Origin of the sequence: Halomonas sp. GXIMD04776, from assembly GCF_049808615.1 — a bacterium.
Taxonomy (GTDB): Bacteria; Pseudomonadota; Gammaproteobacteria; order Pseudomonadales; family Halomonadaceae; genus Modicisalibacter.
Genome location: NZ_JBNCAN010000005.1, coordinates 72098 through 91852, shown reverse-complemented (window position 1 = coordinate 91852; position 19755 = coordinate 72098). Strand labels below are relative to the sequence as shown.

The 19755-nt window shown below is 59.2% G+C and carries 19 protein-coding genes; 5 read left to right on the top strand and 14 right to left on the bottom strand.

What is annotated here, in order from left to right; translation table 11 throughout:
• Nucleotides 1–4 precede the first annotated feature (4 nt).
• Nucleotides 5–796: a methyltransferase domain-containing protein gene (locus ACPF7Z_RS04735; RefSeq protein WP_425192031.1), complete on the top strand. Its 792-nt coding sequence runs from the start codon at nucleotides 5–7 to the stop codon at nucleotides 794–796.
• A 4-nt stretch (nucleotides 797–800) separates the two neighbouring features.
• Here ACPF7Z_RS04735 and ACPF7Z_RS04730 read toward each other — a convergent pair whose 3' ends face one another.
• The 3 genes from ACPF7Z_RS04730 to ACPF7Z_RS04720 form a co-directional block, all read right to left on the bottom strand.
• The gene (locus ACPF7Z_RS04730; protein WP_425192030.1) at nucleotides 801–1169 is read right to left on the bottom strand and encodes a DUF6746 family protein; all 369 of its coding nucleotides are present in this window, start codon (nucleotides 1167–1169) and stop codon (nucleotides 801–803) included.
• Between the two features lie 185 nt (nucleotides 1170–1354).
• Complete coding sequence (fabG, locus tag ACPF7Z_RS04725) at nucleotides 1355–2110, bottom strand: 3-oxoacyl-ACP reductase FabG (RefSeq protein ID WP_425192029.1); 756 nt, start codon at nucleotides 2108–2110, stop codon at nucleotides 1355–1357.
• A gap of 181 nt (nucleotides 2111–2291) precedes the next feature.
• Nucleotides 2292–3065 carry a YggS family pyridoxal phosphate-dependent enzyme gene (locus ACPF7Z_RS04720; RefSeq protein ID WP_425192028.1) on the bottom strand — a complete coding sequence of 258 codons (774 nt, stop codon included), beginning with the start codon at nucleotides 3063–3065 and terminating at the stop codon, nucleotides 2292–2294.
• Between the two features lie 256 nt (nucleotides 3066–3321).
• Between ACPF7Z_RS04720 and ACPF7Z_RS04715 the strand changes: the two genes are divergently transcribed.
• Together ACPF7Z_RS04715 and ACPF7Z_RS04710 are read left to right on the top strand one after the other, a co-directional pair.
• Nucleotides 3322–4770 carry an L-lactate permease gene (locus tag ACPF7Z_RS04715; protein WP_425192027.1) on the top strand — a complete coding sequence of 483 codons (1449 nt, stop codon included), beginning with the start codon at nucleotides 3322–3324 and terminating at the stop codon, nucleotides 4768–4770.
• Nucleotides 4771–4988: 218 nt separating this feature from the next.
• Complete coding sequence (locus tag ACPF7Z_RS04710) at nucleotides 4989–6083, top strand: tellurite resistance/C4-dicarboxylate transporter family protein (protein WP_425192026.1); 1095 nt, start codon at nucleotides 4989–4991, stop codon at nucleotides 6081–6083.
• Between the two features lie 73 nt (nucleotides 6084–6156).
• Here ACPF7Z_RS04710 and ACPF7Z_RS04705 read toward each other — a convergent pair whose 3' ends face one another.
• From ACPF7Z_RS04705 to ACPF7Z_RS04655, 11 genes are all read right to left on the bottom strand, one after another.
• Nucleotides 6157–7317 (bottom strand): cytochrome P450, encoded by a 1161-nt coding sequence (locus tag ACPF7Z_RS04705; protein ID WP_425192025.1) that lies wholly within the window; start codon nucleotides 7315–7317, stop codon nucleotides 6157–6159.
• A 139-nt stretch (nucleotides 7318–7456) separates the two neighbouring features.
• The gene (gene yegQ / locus ACPF7Z_RS04700; RefSeq protein WP_425192023.1) at nucleotides 7457–8773 is read right to left on the bottom strand and encodes a tRNA 5-hydroxyuridine modification protein YegQ; all 1317 of its coding nucleotides are present in this window, start codon (nucleotides 8771–8773) and stop codon (nucleotides 7457–7459) included.
• Between the two features lie 43 nt (nucleotides 8774–8816).
• Nucleotides 8817–10037 carry an NnrS family protein gene (locus tag ACPF7Z_RS04695; RefSeq protein WP_425192021.1) on the bottom strand — a complete coding sequence of 407 codons (1221 nt, stop codon included), beginning with the start codon at nucleotides 10035–10037 and terminating at the stop codon, nucleotides 8817–8819.
• Between the two features lie 109 nt (nucleotides 10038–10146).
• Complete coding sequence (locus ACPF7Z_RS04690) at nucleotides 10147–11724, bottom strand: cytochrome D1 domain-containing protein (RefSeq protein ID WP_425192020.1); 1578 nt, start codon at nucleotides 11722–11724, stop codon at nucleotides 10147–10149.
• Nucleotides 11718–12563 carry a uroporphyrinogen-III C-methyltransferase gene (gene cobA / locus ACPF7Z_RS04685; RefSeq protein WP_425192019.1) on the bottom strand — a complete coding sequence of 282 codons (846 nt, stop codon included), beginning with the start codon at nucleotides 12561–12563 and terminating at the stop codon, nucleotides 11718–11720. Before cobA ends, ACPF7Z_RS04690 begins: the two co-directional genes overlap by 7 nt.
• A 40-nt stretch (nucleotides 12564–12603) precedes the next feature.
• Entirely contained in the window at nucleotides 12604–13800 is a 1197-nt protein-coding gene (nirJ, locus tag ACPF7Z_RS04680) for a heme d1 biosynthesis radical SAM protein NirJ (RefSeq protein WP_425192018.1), read from the bottom strand.
• A 13-nt stretch (nucleotides 13801–13813) separates the two neighbouring features.
• Nucleotides 13814–14359, bottom strand: a complete 546-nt coding sequence (locus tag ACPF7Z_RS04675) for an AsnC family transcriptional regulator (RefSeq protein WP_425192017.1) — start codon at nucleotides 14357–14359, stop codon at nucleotides 13814–13816.
• Nucleotides 14334–14816, bottom strand: a complete 483-nt coding sequence (locus ACPF7Z_RS04670; RefSeq protein WP_425192016.1) for an Lrp/AsnC family transcriptional regulator — start codon at nucleotides 14814–14816, stop codon at nucleotides 14334–14336. The genes ACPF7Z_RS04675 and ACPF7Z_RS04670 overlap by 26 nt, the downstream gene beginning before the upstream one ends.
• A 28-nt stretch (nucleotides 14817–14844) precedes the next feature.
• Nucleotides 14845–15372, bottom strand: a complete 528-nt coding sequence (locus ACPF7Z_RS04665; protein WP_425192015.1) for an AsnC family protein — start codon at nucleotides 15370–15372, stop codon at nucleotides 14845–14847.
• Nucleotides 15369–15854, bottom strand: coding sequence for an AsnC family transcriptional regulator (locus tag ACPF7Z_RS04660; RefSeq protein WP_425192014.1), 486 nt, complete (start codon nucleotides 15852–15854; stop codon nucleotides 15369–15371). Before ACPF7Z_RS04660 ends, ACPF7Z_RS04665 begins: the two co-directional genes overlap by 4 nt.
• A gap of 72 nt (nucleotides 15855–15926) precedes the next feature.
• Nucleotides 15927–17696, bottom strand: a complete 1770-nt coding sequence (locus tag ACPF7Z_RS04655; protein ID WP_425192013.1) for a cytochrome D1 domain-containing protein — start codon at nucleotides 17694–17696, stop codon at nucleotides 15927–15929.
• Between the two features lie 361 nt (nucleotides 17697–18057).
• Here ACPF7Z_RS04655 and ACPF7Z_RS04650 point away from each other — a divergent pair, with 361 nt between their 5' ends.
• Together ACPF7Z_RS04650 and ACPF7Z_RS04645 are read left to right on the top strand one after the other, a co-directional pair.
• Nucleotides 18058–18384 carry a c-type cytochrome gene (locus ACPF7Z_RS04650; RefSeq protein ID WP_425192012.1) on the top strand — a complete coding sequence of 109 codons (327 nt, stop codon included), beginning with the start codon at nucleotides 18058–18060 and terminating at the stop codon, nucleotides 18382–18384.
• Between the two features lie 60 nt (nucleotides 18385–18444).
• Nucleotides 18445–19659, top strand: a complete 1215-nt coding sequence (locus tag ACPF7Z_RS04645) for a cytochrome D1 domain-containing protein (RefSeq protein ID WP_425192011.1) — start codon at nucleotides 18445–18447, stop codon at nucleotides 19657–19659.
• The last annotated feature ends 96 nt before the right edge of the window (nucleotides 19660–19755 follow it).

Here is a 19755-nt window from a genome sequence, read left to right as displayed (position 1 = left end):
AGCCATGACCATTGACGACATCGATTTCGCTACCCTCTATCGCCAACACATGGCGCAATCGGAGCGCCGGCCCAAGCCTGCCAGTGATTGGGACGCTCGAGCAGAGTCGCTGGGACGCAAGCCACTTGGCGGCGCCTACGCCGAGACCTTTATCTCGCGAATGGACTTGACTGGCAGTCGCAGCCTGCTGGACGTGGGCTGCGGCCCAGGCACCATCGCCCTGCTGCTGGCCGACCGGCTCGAACAGGTCATCGGCATGGATTACAGTCCGGGAATGCTTGAACAGCTGGAGCACAATGCCAAGCGTCTCGGTCTCGACAATGTCACGCCACTACTGCGTGCCTGGGAAGATGACTGGCGCGACGTGCCGGTATGCGACATCGTGGTGGCCTCGCGCTCCGGCATGGTGGCCGACCTGGCCGACGCTCTCGCCAAGCTCAATGCCCATGCCCGCCGACGGGTCTACATGACCCAGCTGGTGGGCGGCGATTTCCTCGATGCCGGGCTCATCGCGCTGCTGGGGCGTCAACGAACCTCCGTTCCCGACTATATCTACACCGTCAACCTGCTCCATACCCAGGGTATTCACCCACGACTAAGCTATATCGAGGTGCCCAGCCGTCTGGCCGGCACCCAGGATTTCGACGAATTCGCCCAGCGTGTAAGCTGGTCGCTGGGCGAGCTGAACGACGACGAGACCTCGCGACTCAGGGCCTGGTACAACTTTGATCCCCAGCGCGCCGCCGAGGGAGGTGCCCCATTACGCTGGGCACTGATCGAGTGGGAGCCCTGCTGATGTATTACTTTGTTAGCGTCCGCGCTGCCTCGAGATAGGCGGCGCCATGAGTGCGCACGCGCTCCGGTTCATTAGTTTCGGAGCCCTGATGCACTTCTTCCAGATCCTCGGCGATGCTATCGAGTTCGTCTTCGATCTTTTCCAGCGCGTTTTCCAGGGTGTAGGACAGCTCGTGAATGGTAGCGAAGTCGTTATCGGTCAGCTCGTCTTGATCGAGCAGCTTGGCCAGCCGACCGTTTGCTTCGGAGACATTGGTCACGGCTTCGCTCAGTGTATTGGCGGCCTTGCCTTCGAAGTGGTCGGGGCGATCCTCGGCATAGGCGGCGCTAGCCAGCAGGCCGGTGCAAAGCGTGGCCAATAAAAGCTTTTGCATGATGGGTTCCTTGGTGCAGTTGGGATTGTTCCCAACGCAGCTTAAGCGCCATCCTTATAAATATCAATCATTACTATTTGCATATTATTGTTATTTGACCCTTATTATCGTTTGTACTCGAGGCATCGAGTTCCGATTATCAGGGCAGCTGTTCCGCTGCCCTGGACCCATGCCACTGACAGGCCTTACAGCACCGCTTCGAAGGATTCAGGTAAGATCTGGCCACCATCGACGATTATCGTCTGGCCGGTAATAAACCGGGCTTCCGGTGACGCCAGAAAGCAGGCGGCATGGCCGATGTCCTCGGGCTCACCCAGCGTCTTCGTGGGCACCGAGGCCGCCATCTCCTTCAGATAGCTTTCGCCCTGGGCTTCCAGCCCTTCCGTGCGGATATTGCCTGGCATCACCGCGTTGATCGTGATGCCTTCCTTGGCGCACTCGAGCGCTGCGGAGCGCATGAAGCCGAGTTGCCCCGCCTTGCTGGCTCCGTAGTGGGCCCAGCCGGGATAGCCGGTGATGGCGCCAGTAATGGAGGACGTGATCACGATGCGGCCATAGCTGCGCTTGCGCATGGCAGGTAGTACCGCCTGTACCATGAAGAAGGTACCGCGCAGATTCACCGCCATCATCTGCTCCCAGTCTTCCAGGGTCATGGCATCCACGGTGGCCTGGGGAAAAATACCGGTATTGGAGCAGAGAGTATCCACTCGGCCGTGACGTTCTATTACCGCCTCGACCACACGCTGGCAGGCCTCCCGATCGGTCACGTCCAGCGGCTCGAAGGCCGTGCCCAATGCTTCTGCAGTTTGCTTACCTGCTTCCGCATCGATATCGGCGATCACCACCTGCGCCCCTGCCTTGGCCAACACGCCGGCAATCCCCTTGCCGATGCCTTTGGCACCACCGGTCACGATCGCGACCTGATCATTCAATGCAAACATGTCACTCTCCTGGATCGTCACATGGCTGTCACTTAATATCTCCGACAGCTCTAGCCTAGGCGCTTTGTGCGAAATTGCCTTGATGCGGCTCAATGTCTCGCTATCGATCCATGATGGGAATAGCCGTCACCATTCAATGAATAACATGCTAGGTTGATGCGATGGTTTGACTATGGACGCTTCATCCAGACTTGTCCTGACCGGCATCGGCATCCGGCCAGTAGTAGCTGTCGGACAGTGCGCGTGGGCCGAAAATCGCCTGCCCCACGCGTACCACCGTGGCGCCTTCTTCAATCGCCAGTTCGAAATCGCCGGACATCCCCATGGAAAGCGTGTCCATGTCGATGCCGGCCGGCAGTTGCTCGCGCAAGCGATCGCGCAATTGCCGCAGCCGAACGAAACAGGGCCGGACCCGGGTCGGATCATCCGAGAAGATCGCCAGAGTCATCAAGCCTTTCACCCGCAGGCGAGAAAATGTCGGCAGCTCGTGAATGAACGCTGCCGCCTCATCCGGCGCCAGCCCGAACTTGCTGGGTTCGTTCGAGGTGTTGATCTGAACCAGAACCTCCAGGGTACGATCCTCGATTTCGAGGCGTCGCTGTAGCGCCTCGGCCACCCGCAGGCTGTCGAGTGCCTGAAACTCACTGGCAAAACGTGCCACATGCTTGGCCTTGTTGGTCTGCAGATGCCCGATCACCGACCAGCGCAGATCCGGAAGATCCGCCAGGGCTTCAGCCTTGCGCTGCGCCTCCTGCACCTTGTTTTCACCGAGTTCGCGGCAGCCCGCCTGATAGGCGAGCCGCAGGTATTCCTCATCCACGGTCTTGCTCACCGGTAACAGACGCACTTCAATGGGATCGCGGTTTACGCGGCGGCAGGCAACAACTATGCGGTGCTGCACGGCTGCGAGATTGTGTTCGAGTTCAGACAGCGTGCGCCCGGACGGATACGTCATTGCCTTACCTGCTTGTCACGAAAAACGTATAGTCGAGGTAACCATGTCCCTCACCACATCTCGCTATCTTATCTTCGAAGCGTCTTGTGTCTTCGAGGATAGCGCAAGTTATCGCGGCCGACCGATCATCAGAAGAGACACGGCCTTTTCTTTTCGTACTATTTTCTCTATGAATTAGTTTTATTCTTTGTTCAAGGAATACAACGATGTGCCCATCATCCCTACGCTTACGACATGATGAATTCGGTGCCCGGGGGTGAACAGTTTGTGGGCGGCAACGCCGATATTGACCGCGCTGGTCTTGATGGCATGTCGAATATCGGCTCCCTATGCAGCCATCGCCGCGTTGAGTTGCGGGCTGGCCGTCACCGTGCTGATGTTTCCCACCCCGATCGATCAAGTCGTCGCTGCCGAGTTCGCGATGGTCGACGTCATGGTCGAAGTGACGCTGATCCTCTTCGGCGGTCTGCTGCTCAATCGATTATTGACGACAGCCGGTAGCCAAGCGCGGCTTGGTGACGCCTTGATCTCGCGAGTTAGAAGGCCAGAGCGCGCGCTGCTACTCATCGTGCTCGGCGTGGTTCCGTTCGCGGAATCGGTGACGGGATTCGGTGTCGGCGCAATTGTCGGGATTCCGCTGTTATTGCAGATTGGCCTGCCGCCACTGCGAGCGGCAGTGTGCGGCCTGCTCGGCTTGGTTATCGTACCCTGGGGTTCGCTGGCACCCGGTACACTCGTGGCAGCACGCTTGGCGGGCATCGATTTCCAGCGTCTGGGACTGGCCAGCGCGGAACTTTCGGGCATCGTCTTTGTGGTGATGGGCGCGGCCGCGCTTGGCTTCGGGCTCGGGCGATCGGCGCTCCAGCGCAGCTGGCTTGATTTATTGATCATGGCAGGTGCGCTATGGTTCGGCGTCTGGAGTGTCAATTACATCATCGGCACGCCCCTGGCGGGGGTACTGGGCAGTCTATTCGCGATCGCCATCCTGCTACTCTGGGCGGGTCGTCGCGTCGATGTGCCTAAAGATAAGGAGTGCACGCTTGTAAGCGATATGGCGCCCTATGGCGTACTCGTTTCAGGTCTGCTGGCCACCCGCGCGCTTGGCGCTCTCGATCTCATCGGGAGCATAGAACGAATCGCATCCAGTCCGGCGACATGGCTATTGATCACCTGTGCCATGTCCCCTCTTCTATTGCGTCTTGGCTACCCGCGCGCAAGCCAATTGATCATTCCTGTCCTACACCAGTGGAAATCGGTCGCTTTGACGACCGTCGTCTTTCTGATGCTAGGCGTGTTGCTGGTGACCAGCGGTATGAGCGACGCACTCGCCACCGGGGCGTCATGGCTGGGACCGGCCTATCCGCTCATGGCGTCTTGGCTGGGTGCACTTGGCGGTTTTCTAACCGGTTCAAACATCGGCGCCAGTGCAATGTTCGTCTCGATCCAGGCACAGATCGCTAGCGCCATAGGCTATCCCGTCATGTCCATGGTCGCGCTCCAGAACGTCGGCGCTTCGCTGGCCATCATGGCGGCGATTCCAAAGGTAATGATGGCCGCCCAGGTCGCCCACACCACGGCGGTCGAATCGAAAAACTCCCATGTCGAAAAGAGGAGGCCTTCCGAGAGCGCCATTCTCGGGCGTATCCTGCTAGCCGACGCGGTTGCTCTAACGGGATTGTCCTTGATCGCCATCCTGCTCGGTTAAAAGCCCCTCGAGGCCACCGGATGGCTCATTGCCTGACCTGATTGTCATGAAAGAACCTGGCGTCGAGATCATGGCCGTCACTGCATCGCACTGACTATCTTCAGGATACCCTGTACTTTCAAGAATGACCCAAGTCGTGTGAGCATCGACTTGGGTTCCATTAGGGAGAATCGGAATGAGAAGCGGCATGCGACGCACCGGCGCGTTACCTGCCTGCCATGACATCCAGACGGTCAAGATCAATGGCTGACGAGACATGCCAGCCCACCCTGCTCAGGGCCGCCGTTTGGGACCTTCCACCGTCCTATTTTGCGATGGTCATGGCGACCGGGATCATCTCAATGGCGGCACACATGCTAGGGCTAACGCTGGTGGCCCGCTTGCTGTTCTACCTCAACGGCGTGGCCTATGTCCTACTGTGGCTGTTGCACGGTCTGCGTCTTTATTGGTTTCCCCAGCGACTCGTGGCCGACATGCTGGACCACGCGCGCGGCCCGGGCTATTTCACCTGGGTGGCCAGTTCCGCCGTACTCGGCAGTCAGTTCGTCGTGCTGGCGCACGCCTACACTGCCGCCCTGGCGCTATGGATCCTGACCAGCGTGCTATGGGTCGGGCTGACCTACACCTTTTTTACCGTGTTCGCCGTCAAGAAGCACAAGCCGCCCCTGCAGGAGGGTATCAACGGCGCTTGGCTGCTCACCGTGGTGGCAACCCAGGCGGTTGCCGTGCTCAGCGCTCATATCGCCGCCGACTGGCCGCAGCCCTATCGACTGGAGCTGAACTTTCTGGCGCTGTCGATGTGGCTATGGGGCGGCATGCTTTATATCTGGATGATCGCGCTGATCTTCTATCGCTACTACTTCTTCCCTTTTTCACCGAGCGATCTGACACCCCCCTTCTGGATCAGCATGGGGGCGATGGCCATCTCGACATTGGCGGGCTCGCTGCTCATTGCCAACAGCCCAGACGCGCCTTATCTGGAATCGTTACTGCCGTTTCTCAAGGGCTTCACTGTGTTCTACTGGGCCACCGGGACCTGGTGGGTTCCGATGCTTCTGCTGCTGGGCATCTGGCGTTATGTGATCAAGCGCTTTCCGCTGGAATACGATCCGTCGTACTGGGGGGCGGTATTTCCGCTGGGCATGTACGCCGCCGCCACCGAACAGATGACCCGGGCAATGGAGTTCGGGTTTCTGGGGATCATTCCGAAGATTTTCCTGTATGTGTCCCTGCTGGTCTGGGCGATAACCTTCGTCGGTTTGCTGCGCAGCATGGTGCGACGAGCGCGGCCCTATTTGAGCCGGATCTTCTGAAAGGGCGTTTAGGTACGTCAATCAGCAAAGACGGGGGTCATCGCCGGACGTACCTTCCGTTTCTGTCATGTCTTCAGCTGCGCTGTATTCTGACGGGTAACGACGCAAAGCCGCTGGCCGGGAACTGCGCGCGTTTCGATGTCGCATCGGGTGCCAGTTCGATATGTCGGGTCTTCGCCAGCAGGGTTTCCATTAACACCTGCAACTCCAGCCTTGCCAGGGGCGCGCCGGGGCAAACATGCAGGCCGGCGCCATACAGCAGATTCTTGTCGCGGTTACGCTGGGGCTGGAAGTCATCGGGGTCGCCAAAGACCGCTTCGTCCCGGTTGGCGGAGGCCCAGATCAGGGAAAGCCGCTCGCCGGCGGGTATCTCGCGCCCGCCGATCGTCACTGGCCGGGTGGTCACGCGGCGATTGGAAATCAGCGGCGCGTGAATGCGCAGTATTTCATCAATGGCGTCGGAGAGGTCCTCACTCCCCTGGCGAAGCGCCTCTTGTAGCTCGGGATGCTCGGCCAAGTAATGGATCAAAATACCCACGCTCGCGGCGATGGTCCCCAGCTCACCGACGGTCCAGTTGCGAATGATGCTGACGATCTCCTCATCGCTCAGCCACTGACCTTCTACCTTTTCGTGCAATAGCCGAGTCGTGGCATCCGCCGGGGCCGCCTCCCCGGCCTCCCGGCGGGCGATGAGCTGTTCGCTGATGTAGCCGTCGAACTCGAGGGCGATCTTGGCCATGCCCTGGCGATCCCCGGCCCGAGTGGCTTGATGGTTCTTGCCGATCCATTGGCGCAGCGGCTCACGCAAGCTGTCGGGCCAGCCCATGAAGGCGCATTGGTTGCGCACGGCGAAGGGCTGGGCGAGTGCGCTCATCACTTCCACTTCACTATCTTGAGGCAAGTCATCGAACAGCGACGCCGTATTGGCCCGACATATCGGCTCGAACTCGCGGATGTGCTCTTCCGTGAAATACTTTTCGACGATACGCCGATAAGGCGTATGCTCCGGTGGGTCCATGGCATTGGGAATGGAAAGATGGCGCGAGGCGGTATTACTGAACGTCTCGTGATCCGTGAGCGCCCGCATCACATCCTCATGGCGGAAAAGCGACCACTGAAGATAGTCGCTGTACGCAACGGGGCACCGCTTCCGCATCCCATCGTAGGCCTTGATCTGATCGCCAAGAACGTCCGGTGCCCGTGGGTCCCAATCGGCCGATGGTGTATCTCTCATGGTCTCCTCCCTTGTTGGCTCAGCGTGAGCAACCCTTGCTGCCAAGTGGCGAAATGATGCTTTTTATATGTATCTTCATACTACCTGATGTGCACTCTACTTCGTCCATCCGACAGGTTGTCGCAGGTACAATAGGTAGCTAACGAATATCCCGCAACAAGAGCCCGAATGCTGCCTGCTCCGGGTCGATGGCATCGCCTGGAAGGGGCAGACGCACCACATGCCCGGAACCCGGCGCCACCTCGATTGTCTCTCCGCGCGTATTCTCCAGCGCCTCGAGGGTGAAATGATGGTTGCCGCCGGGTAGCATCAATTCCAGAGAGTCGCCCAAGGTAAAGCGATTCTTGACGTCGACCTCCAACCAGCCCCGGCTTGCATCGTAATCGATCACCTCGCCGACGAACTGCTGGTGCACGCCGATGGAGTGTCCGCGCTCGTAGTTCTGGTACTCGTCGTGTACATGACGGCGATAAAAACCCTCCGTGTAGCCACGATTGGCCAGATTTTCGAGTTCGTCCATCAAGGTCATGTCGAAGGGCCGCCCGGCCAGGGCGTCGTCGATGGCGCGGCGATAGACCTGAGCAGTGCGCGCCACATAATAGTGCGACTTGGTGCGCCCCTCGATCTTCAGCGAAGTCACGCCCATCTCGACCAATCGCGCCACATGCTGTACGGCGCGCAGGTCCTTGGAGTTCATGATGTAGGTGCCGTGCTCATCCTCGTCGATGGGCATCAGCTCGCCGGGGCGTGTCGCGTCCTCGATCAGGGCCGCCTGGGCGGGCTTGAGATCGCCGGTGTCGTCGGACACCGCCGCCAGGGTGTTGTACTTCCAGCGACAGGCGTTGGTGCAAGTGCCTTGGTTGGGGTCGCGGCGGTTGAAGTAGCCCGATAGCAGGCAGCGCCCCGAGTAGGCGATGCACAGGGCACCATGCACGAAGGTCTCGATCTCTAGATCGGGACACTCGCGGCGGATCTCGCCGATCTCATCCAGGGAAAGCTCCCGGGAAAGAATGATGCGGCGGATGCCGTGTCGCTGCCAGAAGCGCGCCGCGGCATGATTGACCACGTTGGCCTGAACCGAGAGATGGACAGTCTGCTCCGGCCAGCGCTCGCGTACCATCATGATCAGCCCCGGGTCGGACATGATCAGCGCGTCCGGGCCGGCCTCGATGACCGGCTCCATGTCGCGCAGGTAGGTCTTGAGCTTGGCGTTATGGGGCGCGATGTTCGAGGCGACATAGAACGCTTTGCCTCGAGTATGGGCCTCCTCGATGCCGCGACGCAGATTGGCGAGATCGAAATCGTTGTTGCGCACCCGCAGCGAATAACGCGGCTGGCCGGCGTAGACCGCATCGGCGCCGTAGGCGAAGGCGTAACGCATGTGTTCAAACGTGCCCGCCGGAGAGAGAAGTTCAGGCACGGCGAAGGCAGGAACTTCCTGTGTGATAGTGCTCATGTTGTCCAGATCACGATATCAAAAATGAGAACCGATTATGGTCCTACCCCTCCTTGCCATCCACCCGGGCACTGAGCAACGGCTTGGTGTAGAGCATCAGGAACGTGGCATAGGCAAGGCACCACAGCAGGATGCTCGAGCTCAGCATCCAATGGGTGACCTGAGGCCATAAAGCCGGTATCAGCGCACGGAAGACAGCGGCGGCCAGCATCAGGCCAAGGGCCAGACCAATTCCCGGCAGGGTTTCGATGGGTCGTCCGGTGTGCCCCAGCGATACCCGGGAGATCATGGCGAGAATCATGGTGCTCATGCCGCCCACGGTCAGGGCGTGAATCGCCAGGGTGGCGGGCAGCACTTCTAGATGGCTCAGACCGTACATCAAAAATCCAAGCGCAACGAAACCGTAACTGGCATGAAGCCCCCATAACAGCGGTTCGTGCGTGGCGCGCCACCCTTCCCAGCGTGCCAGGCGCAGCAGGTTGGCACCACCCGCCAGCAAGGCGATGACGGCAGTAACAACAGCTGGCACCTCTGGTCCCACAACCCCCAATAGCAGAATCACTACCAGCGCAACAACGCTGCCGATGGCGAGCTTTTCCAACATCGGGATCGGCTGGGGTTTCTGACGCTGCAAACGCAGGGAGGTGAAAAAAGGAATGACCCGGCCACCGAGAATGACCATCAACTGACTGATCAACAACACCGCCAGGTAGGCGCCTTGGCGCACCCATTCGCCATCGCCGTACAGTACGCCGGCGTGCATCAAGGCATTGGCCACGAACAGCATCGTCAGCACCGGAAGGAAAATCAGGTTGCGCCACTGCTTCACGCGGATCACCAGACGCGCCATGATCAATGCCACTATTGGTAGAAACGCAAGATCAACCAAGGCAATCACCAGCGGGTCGAGATTTCCCAGGGCCTGGGGAAAGGCCAGCAATAGACGCCCGGCGAGCCACAGCATGACCAGACCAAGCAGCGGCCAGCCCTTGATACTCGGCTGACCGGTCCAGTTCTGTACCGCGGTGAGCAGAAAGCCGCTGACGATAGCGATCACGAAGCCAAACAGCATCTCGTGTTGATGCCACCAGATCATGCCACCCAGGGGTTCGAGCAGTATCGCGCCGTGCCAGAAGCCGCCCCACACCAGCATGGCCAGCAGGCTGAACAAGGTACCCAGCAAAAACAGCGGGCGAAACGCCAGCCGCCACAGCGGCATGAGGCGGGTCAATTGAGTGGGCTGGGCAAGGCTTCTTTCATTCATGGGGGATTCTCGAGGGAAGCGGCTTTAAAATGCATTATAAATACTTCTTATCATGACCGACAAGCGTCGTGGCTAAACAGCCCTCGGCCGCTTCAAGCCAGCGTCTTGCTCAGTGGCTCGTCCCCTCCTCATACTGTGTCTTGTTCCAGACGTTGTACTTGCCCGAGGGCTTGTCCATGGGGATGCGCTGAAGCTCCTTCAGGGTCTTGGCGTCGTAGACGATGACCGCGCCATCCCGGTCCCAGATGCTGAGCAGCAGTTTTTCGCCATCGCGATCGAACTCGACGTGGGCGGCGACCTTGCCCGGTGCCGGTGTCAACGTCTCGACGATCTCCAGACTCTGCTTGTCGATCACATGCACCTTGTCGTGGTTGGGGCCGAAGAAGACGTCCACCCAGGCATAGGGTGAATTTTCATGACTACGCATGAAGAAGCCCGGGCCTGCGGTCTCGAGGGTCTTGATCAGCGACCAGTCGCTCATGTCGATGATCGAGACGGCGCCCTTGGTCAGGTGCGGGATCGCCATTACCCGGCGCCCATCCAGCATCCAGCTGACGCCCGAGCCCAGATGCGGCATACCGGCCAGAGGCAGGTCGGCAACGTTATCGCCGCTGTCGAGATCGATCACCATGGCGCCCTGGCCGCCTCGGGCGGCGCCGATGAGATGGCGATACTCTGGATCGAAGAAGAAGTCGTCGAGATAATCCGGCACCGTGATACGACGTACATCGAAGTTGGGGGTGTCATGGCTGCGCAGGGCCTCGATGGGTTCCTTCATGTGGCCGGTGGAAACCACTGGTGAGGTCGGTACGGGCCAGGGAATTTCCCAGACTTCCTTGATGTCCTTCAGGGCGGCGATGAAGCTACCTCTAGGCGGTGCAGCGTAGACCGCACTGACCCGGGAAGTCGCGCCGCTGGCATCGCTGACCGGGTAGGCCTTCATCGGGTCCAGATTATGGGCATCGAACAATACCAGCGTATGGGGTAGGTAGTTGGCGGCCATCACATAACGGCCATCCCCTGAGACCGCGATATTGCGCATATTGATGCCGGCGCGCACCTCCGCGACCATTTCCTGGTTGTAAATATCGTACTTGCTGATCCAGCCATCCCGGGAGCCGAAGAAGACATAGCGTCCGTCCGGGGTGTATTTGGGCCCACCGTGCAGGGCGTAGCGACTCGGGAAGCGGTCGATGCGATCGAAGGTGTCGCCATCGAGCAGACTGACGTGATGATCGCCGGTCTCCACCACCAGGAACAGGTTCATGGGGTCGGCATCGAAGGTGGGCTCATCAGGCAAAGACCCAAAAGGATGCATGACCACCTGGCTTTGCTTGATGTCCGCCATGTTCCAGGTCGGCGGGGTATCCGGTGGCGTATAGATCCATTTCGCCAGTGCTTCGCTTTCGGCAGAAGACAACACGTCTTCGAAGCCCATCATCTGGGTCGCCGGGCGGCCTTCCCGAATCACTGCGATAGCCTCATCCTGCTTGAGCCGCGATAGATTGCCCGGCAGCAGCGCCGGCCCCATGCCGCCCAACCGATCGATGCCATGACAGCTAGCGCAATGCGTCTGATAGAGCGCCTGGCTGTCTGCACTCTCTCGGGGCGCCTCTCCCGCCACTACCGGCAGTGACACCAGTAGCGCTACCGCCAGCAATCCACGTCCGCGACTGGGTCTTACCATGCCACGGCCCCTACGATTTCATGGGTTTCGGCATTGACCTGCTGCGGCTGAACGACGTCCAGGGTATCCATCAGGCGCACCACCTCGCCCACCACGATCAAGGTAGGTGGCTTGAAGTCTTCCCGAGCGATGGTCTCGACCAATTCATTCAGGGAGGTTAACACCTGGCGCTGGTCATGGGTGGTGCCCCGCTCCACCAGGGCCACTGGATGCGACCCGGGCAGGCCCCGCTGCATCAGTTCACGGCTGATCAGCGCAGCGTTGGCCAGTCCCATGTAAAACACCACGGTCTGATGCGGTGCCGCCAGCGCATCCCAGTTGAGGCCCAGGCAGTTGTCACCCTTGCAGTGCCCGGTCACGAAGGTCACGCTCTGGGCATGATCGCGATGGGTCAGCGGGAAGCCCGCATAGGTGGAACACCCCGAAGCCGAGGTAATGCCCGGCACCACACGAAAGGCCACCTGATGATCGATCAGGTACTCGGCTTCCTCGCCCCCGCGACCGAAGATGAACGGATCGCCGCCTTTCAAGCGGACGACACGCTTGCCCTCCCGGGACAGTTTCACCATCAGGGCGTTGGTCTGTTCCTGAGTCATGGCGTGGCAACGCGACGCCTTGCCCACGTAGTAGGACTGGGCGCTGGGCGGAGCCATGGCCAGAACATCCTGAGAGACCAGGCGATCGAACACCAGGCACTCGGCCTGCTGCAGGAGCGACAGGGCACGCAGGGTCAGAAGCCCTGGGTCGCCAGGTCCGGCACCGACGATGGCGACCTCGCCCGGTGCCAGAGGGGCTTCGGTCAGGTGATAGCAGAAACGTCGCGTTTGTGTGGTCGTCATGGTGCCTCTCCCCGGCATTGTCACGTTCTTTTTTATTAAATTAAAGCTCGACGGCTTGAATGGCGTCCGCCGGTGCGCTGATGCGTCGGTCATGCCCGACGACGCCGATCTCTTCGTTGGTCAGGTAGCAGCCCGGATCTTCTTCCCAGGGATCACCGCTGACTTTCCAGGCGCGCACCCGGGTATTACCGTTGCAGATCGCCAGATGCTGGCACTCGCCGCAACGCCCCTTGACCGGACGCGGGCGCTGACGCATGCCCAGCATCAACGGGTCCTGGGTATCGCGCCAGATCTCGGAAAACGGTTTATCGCGCACATTGCCCAGCGAGTGATCCCACCAGAAGGTATCCGGGTGCACCACTCCAAGATTGTCGATGTTGGCGATGTTCTCGCCCGAGGCGTTACCGCCCCACTGTTCCAGGCGCTGACGCAACGTATCCGCCTGACCGGGGAAATGCTGCTCGGCCCACTGCAGAAGGAAGGGGCCATCCGCATCGTTGTTGCCGGTAACGTATTCCCGCTCGACACCGCGCTCGAGTTCGTTGCGGCAGTGATCGAACAAGAATGTCATGGCGTCTCGTGTCATCTGATACCAGGCGTCCTGCTTGCGGTGGCGATGACCGCGGCCGCCGTAGTTGAGATGTGACAGATAGAACTTGTCGATGTCGTGCTCGTCGAGCAGCTCGAAAATACGCGGAAGCTCTTCATAGTTATGCTGGGTCAGAGTGGTACGCAACCCAACCTTGATACCATGAGCCTTGCATAGCGCCACGGCATGCATGGACTCGCGAAAAGCTCCTTTGCGGCGACGGAATTCGTCGTGGGTATCCTCCAGCCCATCGATACTGATGCCCACATAGTCATAACCGGCGGCGGCGATCTCGGCGATATTGTCTTCAGTGATCAGGGTGCCGTTGGTGGAAAGCCCGGTATACAGGCCCAGCGACTTGGCGTGACGGGAGATCTCGAAGATATCCGGGCGCATCAGCGGCTCGCCGCCGGACAGGATCAGCGCCGGCACACGAAATCCCTTGAGATCCTCCATCACGGAGAGAACTTCCTGGGTGGAAAGCTCGCCCTTGAAGTCGATGTCCGCAGACACCGTATAGCAGTGCTTGCAGGTCAGGTTACAACGGCGAATCAGATTCCAGATCACCACCGGCCCGGGTGGCTTTCGTGCCGGACCGAGAGGCGTCGGCTCGAGTAGGGACTTGATATAGCGGGTTACTCGAAACATGAGGTTCTCCTCGTCAGGTGCGGCTCGAGCTTGACTCGACACGTTCGGCCAGGCGCAGACCGGTCTTCTTGAGAATGCGCGAGCTGTAGAGAATACGGTGATCCCGGCAGGCGCCGCCCAGTAACGCAGCAAGCTCATCGGCTTGACGTTCGACGTCTTCTCGGGAGCGACCATGTAGCATCGCGAACAGGTTGTAAGGCCACTCGGGTAGATGCCGTGGGCGGCGATAGCAGTGGCTGACGCCGGGGTGTCGCGCAACCTCGCGCCCCAGTCGATCGACGTCGACATCCTCGACGTCCCACACGCTCATGCCGTTGGCCACGTAACCGAGCCGGTAATGGTTGGGCACCGCGGCGATACGTCGGATCACACCCATCTCCTGCATGCGCTGCATGCGCCGGCGAACTTCCTCGGCGCTCAACCCTACCTCCTGGCCTACCGCCGTCCAGGGGTCGGAGACCAGTGGGAGGCCAGACTGGGTCGCCAGGACGATGGCACGATCGTGCTCATCGAGCACGGTGTCTACGAGTGCCTCAGACCGGCAGGTGGAGTCGGACATGGAATTCTTCCTGCTTGGGCATGTTGTAGACCGGATAGCCGGTATCGGCTTCGATCGCGGCGATCACCTCGGCGATGCGTTCGGGGGTCTCGGTCGCCAGCACGAACCACATATTGAGGCGATGTTCGCGGCGATAATTGTGGGCGACCTCAGGAAAGGCATTGACCAACTCAGCGGTGGTTTCGAAGTAGATTTCCGGGATGGCCATCGCAGCCAGGGTCAGCCCGCCCCCCAATCGCTCAGCGTGATACATGGGGCCGAAGCGACTGAGCACGCCGCTTTCCCTGAGCCCCGCTAGTCTCTCGAGCAAAACTTGTTCATCGCTCTCCAACTCGTCGGCGACCGCCGCAAAAGGTGCCTCGACGATCGGCAGGCCATCCTGGAGACGATTGATGATCCGACGATCAAGATTATCCAGCTCGGCAATGTCGTGTTTGGCTGCTATTGACGCTGACATGGATCGCTTCCCTTGTTCGCCCGTCGGTTCATTCACTGATATAGCGCGCGCCATGCTGGCGATAGGCATGCGTACTGAACAGTACCTGGTGAGGTATCGCCTCGAGCGACTGGCGCGTCACGATGGCATCGAGTTCGGCCAATACCCGTGAACGCTGGGTGCCGTGAATCATGCAGAACAGATTGTAAGGCCAGTCGGGCAACTGGCGTGGACGGCGGTAGCACAGGGTCACGGCGGGCTCCGCGGCTAGACGCCGACCCAAGACCACGACTTGATCGTCCGGCACGTTCCACACCACCATGGCGTTCGCCTTGATGCCCAGGGGACGATGCTTGATCACCAGGCCCAGGCGCTTGATCAAGCCTTCCGACTGCCAATGCTCAATCGTGGCCATGACCTGCGCTTCGTTCATGCCGCACTGCTCAGCCAGGATCTTCCAGGGCCGTGGCGTCAAGGGTAGCCCTTTCTCGATCAGCGCCCGCAGCTGCTGCTCGCTCTCTTGGATAGAGTCCAGAATGGGGACTTGTTCCCTGCTTCTCAGCGCGATATTGGTCATGCCATCTCCAGCTCATTCCAAGGAATGGGAAAACTCAGATCGATATGAAAGCCCTCGAGCATCGGCAGCCGCAGCAGCGGTCGACCGAGTTCGGCTTCCAGATGATCGAGCCGCCTGTCGAGTTGCTCCTCGTCGGCGGCGGTCATGACGAACCATAGGTTGTAGTCATGCTCCCGGGCATAGTTGTGATTCACCCCGGGAGCACGATTGATGAGCTCTGCACATGCCTCGCGCTGTGTTTCAGGCACTGATACGGCGGCCAACAGACTGGCACCGGCCCTGGTGTGCTCGAAGACAGGCCCCACCCGACTCAGTACGCCGAGTGTCTGCAAACGTTCCAGACGCTCGAGCAGTTCGCTCTCAGTCAGGCCCAATTCATCGGCCATGACGGCATAAGGACGCTCGCAGACAGGAAAGCCGCGCTGGTACGTATCGATCAGACGGCGGTCCCGGTCATCGAGTCGGCGGATCAGTTGAGGCATCGGCACAGCTCACTGTTGGTGTTGGTAGGACGGGCCTTGCGGCCCGTCCCTCTCTGTTGCTGGAGGATTTCCTTAATAAACATCATGCTGGGTGTTGTAGACGTTGAACTTCCCGGTCGGTGTGACCAGTCGTTCATCCTTGATGACCTTCTTGAGCTTGCGGGTCTTGTCGTCGACCACCACCAGCGCGGATTCCTGCTCCATGCCGTTCCAGACCGAGAACCACACCTCGTCGCCGGCCTTGTTATACTCCGGCTGCACCACGCGCTTGGGCCCTTCACCCAGGTCCGCCCATTCGGCGATCGGCAGCACCTCGTAGCCCGCATCAAGGTTGTCGATATCGTAGACCGCCACACTCTGGCTGAGGTCTTCGGTCGGATTCAGCGGGGTATCGACATAGAGGTTGCTGGATTCCGGATGGGTCTTGATGAACAGCGAACCGCCGCCCTGACCTTCCAGAGTCCGCACCACCTTCCAGGCCTTGTCCTCATGCCCTTCCGGATCGGTACCGATCAGCGAGATGCTGTTATCACCCAGGTGGCTTGTGGCCCAGACCGGCCCGTGCTCGGGGTCCTCGAAGTTGGCGCCACGCCCGGGGTGCGGAATCTTGCCCACGTCGACGATGGCTTCCAATTCGCGATCCTTGGCATCGATGACCACGATCTTGTTGGACTCGTTGGCGGCGGTCAGGAAGTAGCGCATGGAGCTGTCCCAGCCGCCGTCGTGCAGGAAGCGCGCCGCCTCGATCTCGACGATATTCACTGCCTCGAGATCTTCGTAATTGACCAGCTGGATCTTGCCGGTTTCCTTGACGTTGACGATGAACTCCGGATGCTCATGAGAGGCAACGATGGCCGCTACCCGGGGTTCCGGGTGATAGACCTGCTCGTCCACGGTCATGCCGCGGGTGCTGACAATTTTCTTCGGCTCCAGGGTCTCGCCATCCATGATCACGTACTGGGGCGGCCAGTAAGCCCCGGCAATGGCGTACTTGTCCTCGTAGCCTTTGAACTTGGAGGTCTCCACAGACCGGGCTTCGAGGCCGATCTTGATCTTGGCCACGGTGGTGGGTTCCTCCATCCACAGATCAACCATGTCGATGACAGCATCACGCCCAATGACAAACAGATAGCGACCGGAGGCGGACATGCGCGAGATATGCACCGCGTAGCCGGTCTCCAACACCTTGACGATTTCCTTGCTATCACCGTCGATCAAGGCGATCTGACCGGAGTCGCGCAGGGTCACGGAGAACAGGTTCTCGAGTTCCAGATCGTTCATCTGCTCGGTGGGTCGCTCCTCCGGAGGCACCATGACTTCCCAGGACTCTTTCATCTTGTCCATGCCGAATTCCGGCGGTACCGGCGGCTCGTGCATGACGTACTTGGCCATCATCTCGACTTCATCATCAGTCAAGTCACCCGAAGTACCCCAGTTGGGCATGCCCGCCGGTGAACCGTAGGTAATGAATGCCTTGAGATACTCGATGCCACGTTCCTGGGTGATGTCAGTGGTCAGCGGCTTGCCGGTTGCGCCTTTTCTCAATACCCCATGACAACCGGCACAGCGCTGGAAGTAGATTTCGGTGGCCTTGTTGAAACTCTCCTGAGTCATGTCCGGTGCACCAGGCGTGGTCACCATTTTGGCGTCTCCCGGTTTGAGCGGCGAACCGCCGGCTCCCCGGTAAGCTTGCTCAGCGGCATCGCCGCCATGCTCCTGCTTGGCCTCTTGTTTGGCTTCTTGCTCCACGTCATCCTGGGCAATGACGAAGCCGCCGGCGCCCAGCATGGCCGCGGCGACCGCCACGACCAACGGTTTGAGATATCCCCTCGTGGATTTCATCTTTCCCCTCCATTCATGCTCGTTAAGAACTGTTTTTGCCGCCTGGGTATTGTCTTGTTTGGCTGTTTTGGCTATTGAAGGTTAGAGGTTTAGTTGCGTCTCCTGCCTTTATAAAGAGCCGGCAGAGAGGTTGACTTGACTACATAAAATGTATTCAGACTACCTCTTTATAGGTACATTACTGGAGTGAAATTCAAATCGACATCTGTCTTGGACACTCCTCTCATATACCGAGATTATCCTGGCAGCCCTCATGTCTGATGATATTGATCAAGGTCAAGGTTCACTCGGTTAGCCGATGTAACACTGCAAACATTCTCAAAAAACACTTCTTTTAAATACCGCGCTTACGAGACCTTTCATGACCTATCGCCACTGGTCTTTCCTGATAACGCTAGGCCTTCTGCCCCTGTTTGCCGCTGCGGAGCCGGGGCCGAACCGGCAGGCCGAACTCGATACTCTGCTCTATCAAGACTGCGGTTCTTGTCACGGCATGACCTTGCGAGGTGGACTCGGCCCTTCTCTGCTGCCGGAGCGAATGGAACGTTACAGCGCCGAGGCCATTACCGGCATCATCCTGTATGGCGTACCGGGTACCGCCATGCCGGGATGGTCGGACCTACTCACGGAAGAGGATGCGGCCTGGATCGCGGAACAGCTCAAGCACGATAATTCCACCTTACGTTGAGTTTCTTGACGCCGAGCCTTTTCACATCAAGCCTTTCGCAAAAAATCATGGAATAAATCGATGCAATTGACATCTCCTCTCAAGTCTCTCAAGCCATTGCTGCTAGGCAGCGTCTTCATCCTTCTAGCCGGCTGTCAGTCGCTGAATTCCACCTCTGAGCTACGCGGTACCGGCGATCTTGGCGTGGTCGTGGAGCGCGCCACCGGCAGCCTGGCTTTGGTCGATACCAGTGAGCGAAAGATCATCGATCGTATCGAAGGCCTCGGCGATCTCTCTCACGCTTCGGTCAAGTTCTCGCGGGATGCGCGCTACGCTTTCGTTTTCGGTCGTGATGGCGGTCTGAGCAAGGTCGACCTACTCACCGGTGAGATTACCGAGCGGGTCATCCAGTCCGGCAACAGCATTGGGGGAGCAATTTCCCAGGATGGTCATTATGTCGCAGTCGCCAACTACGAGCCCGGTGGTGTGAAGATTTTCGAGAGTAAAAATCTGCAGCTGGTCGCGGATATTCCTGCCACTTATCAGGACGAGAACGGCAATAGTCAGCGTTCCAAAACCGTGGGACTCGTGGATGTTCCGGGGAACAATTTCGTCTTCAGTCTGTTTGATGCCGGAGAAATATGGACGCTGGATATGACGACTGCCGAACCTGAAATACAGCGCTACACGGATATCGGCAAGCAGCCCTATGACTCCTTGATCAGCCCCAATGGGCGCTACTACATCGCAGGGTTGTTCGGCGAGGATGGCCTGGCGCTACTCGATTTATGGCATCCCGAGAAAGGGGTCGAGCGCATCCTGCCGGACTATGGCCGCGGCGAGAAACGTCTGCCCGTATACAAGATGCCGCATCTGGAAGGCTGGGCCCTGGCCGGGGATCAAGCCTTTTTCCCGGCAGTAGGTCGTCATGAAGTGCTGGTAGCGAATACTAACGACTGGTCACTGGCCAAGCGAATTCCGGTTCATGGACAACCCGTGTTCGTGATGAGTCGCCCCGACGAGCGCCAGGTATGGGTCAACTTCGCGCATCCTGATAACGATGTGGTTCAGGTCATCGATACCCGGAGCGGCGAGGTCATCAAGACCCTGGCACCGGGCAAGTCGATACTGCACATGGAGTTCACCCCGCGCGGTGAAAATGTCTGGATCTCCGCTCGGGACAGCGATCATATCAAGGTCTACGACACCGAAACGTTCGAGGAATTGGCGACGCTACCCGCGGGATCGCCCAGCGGCATCTTCTTCACCGATCGAGCGCATCGCATCGGGCTTTGATCTCAGGTTTAAGCGACAAGTCTCTCCGCCTCTCATTGACACTCCGATGAGATGGAGAGCATGATCGTTAGCAAAATAGTTATAAATATATAGCTC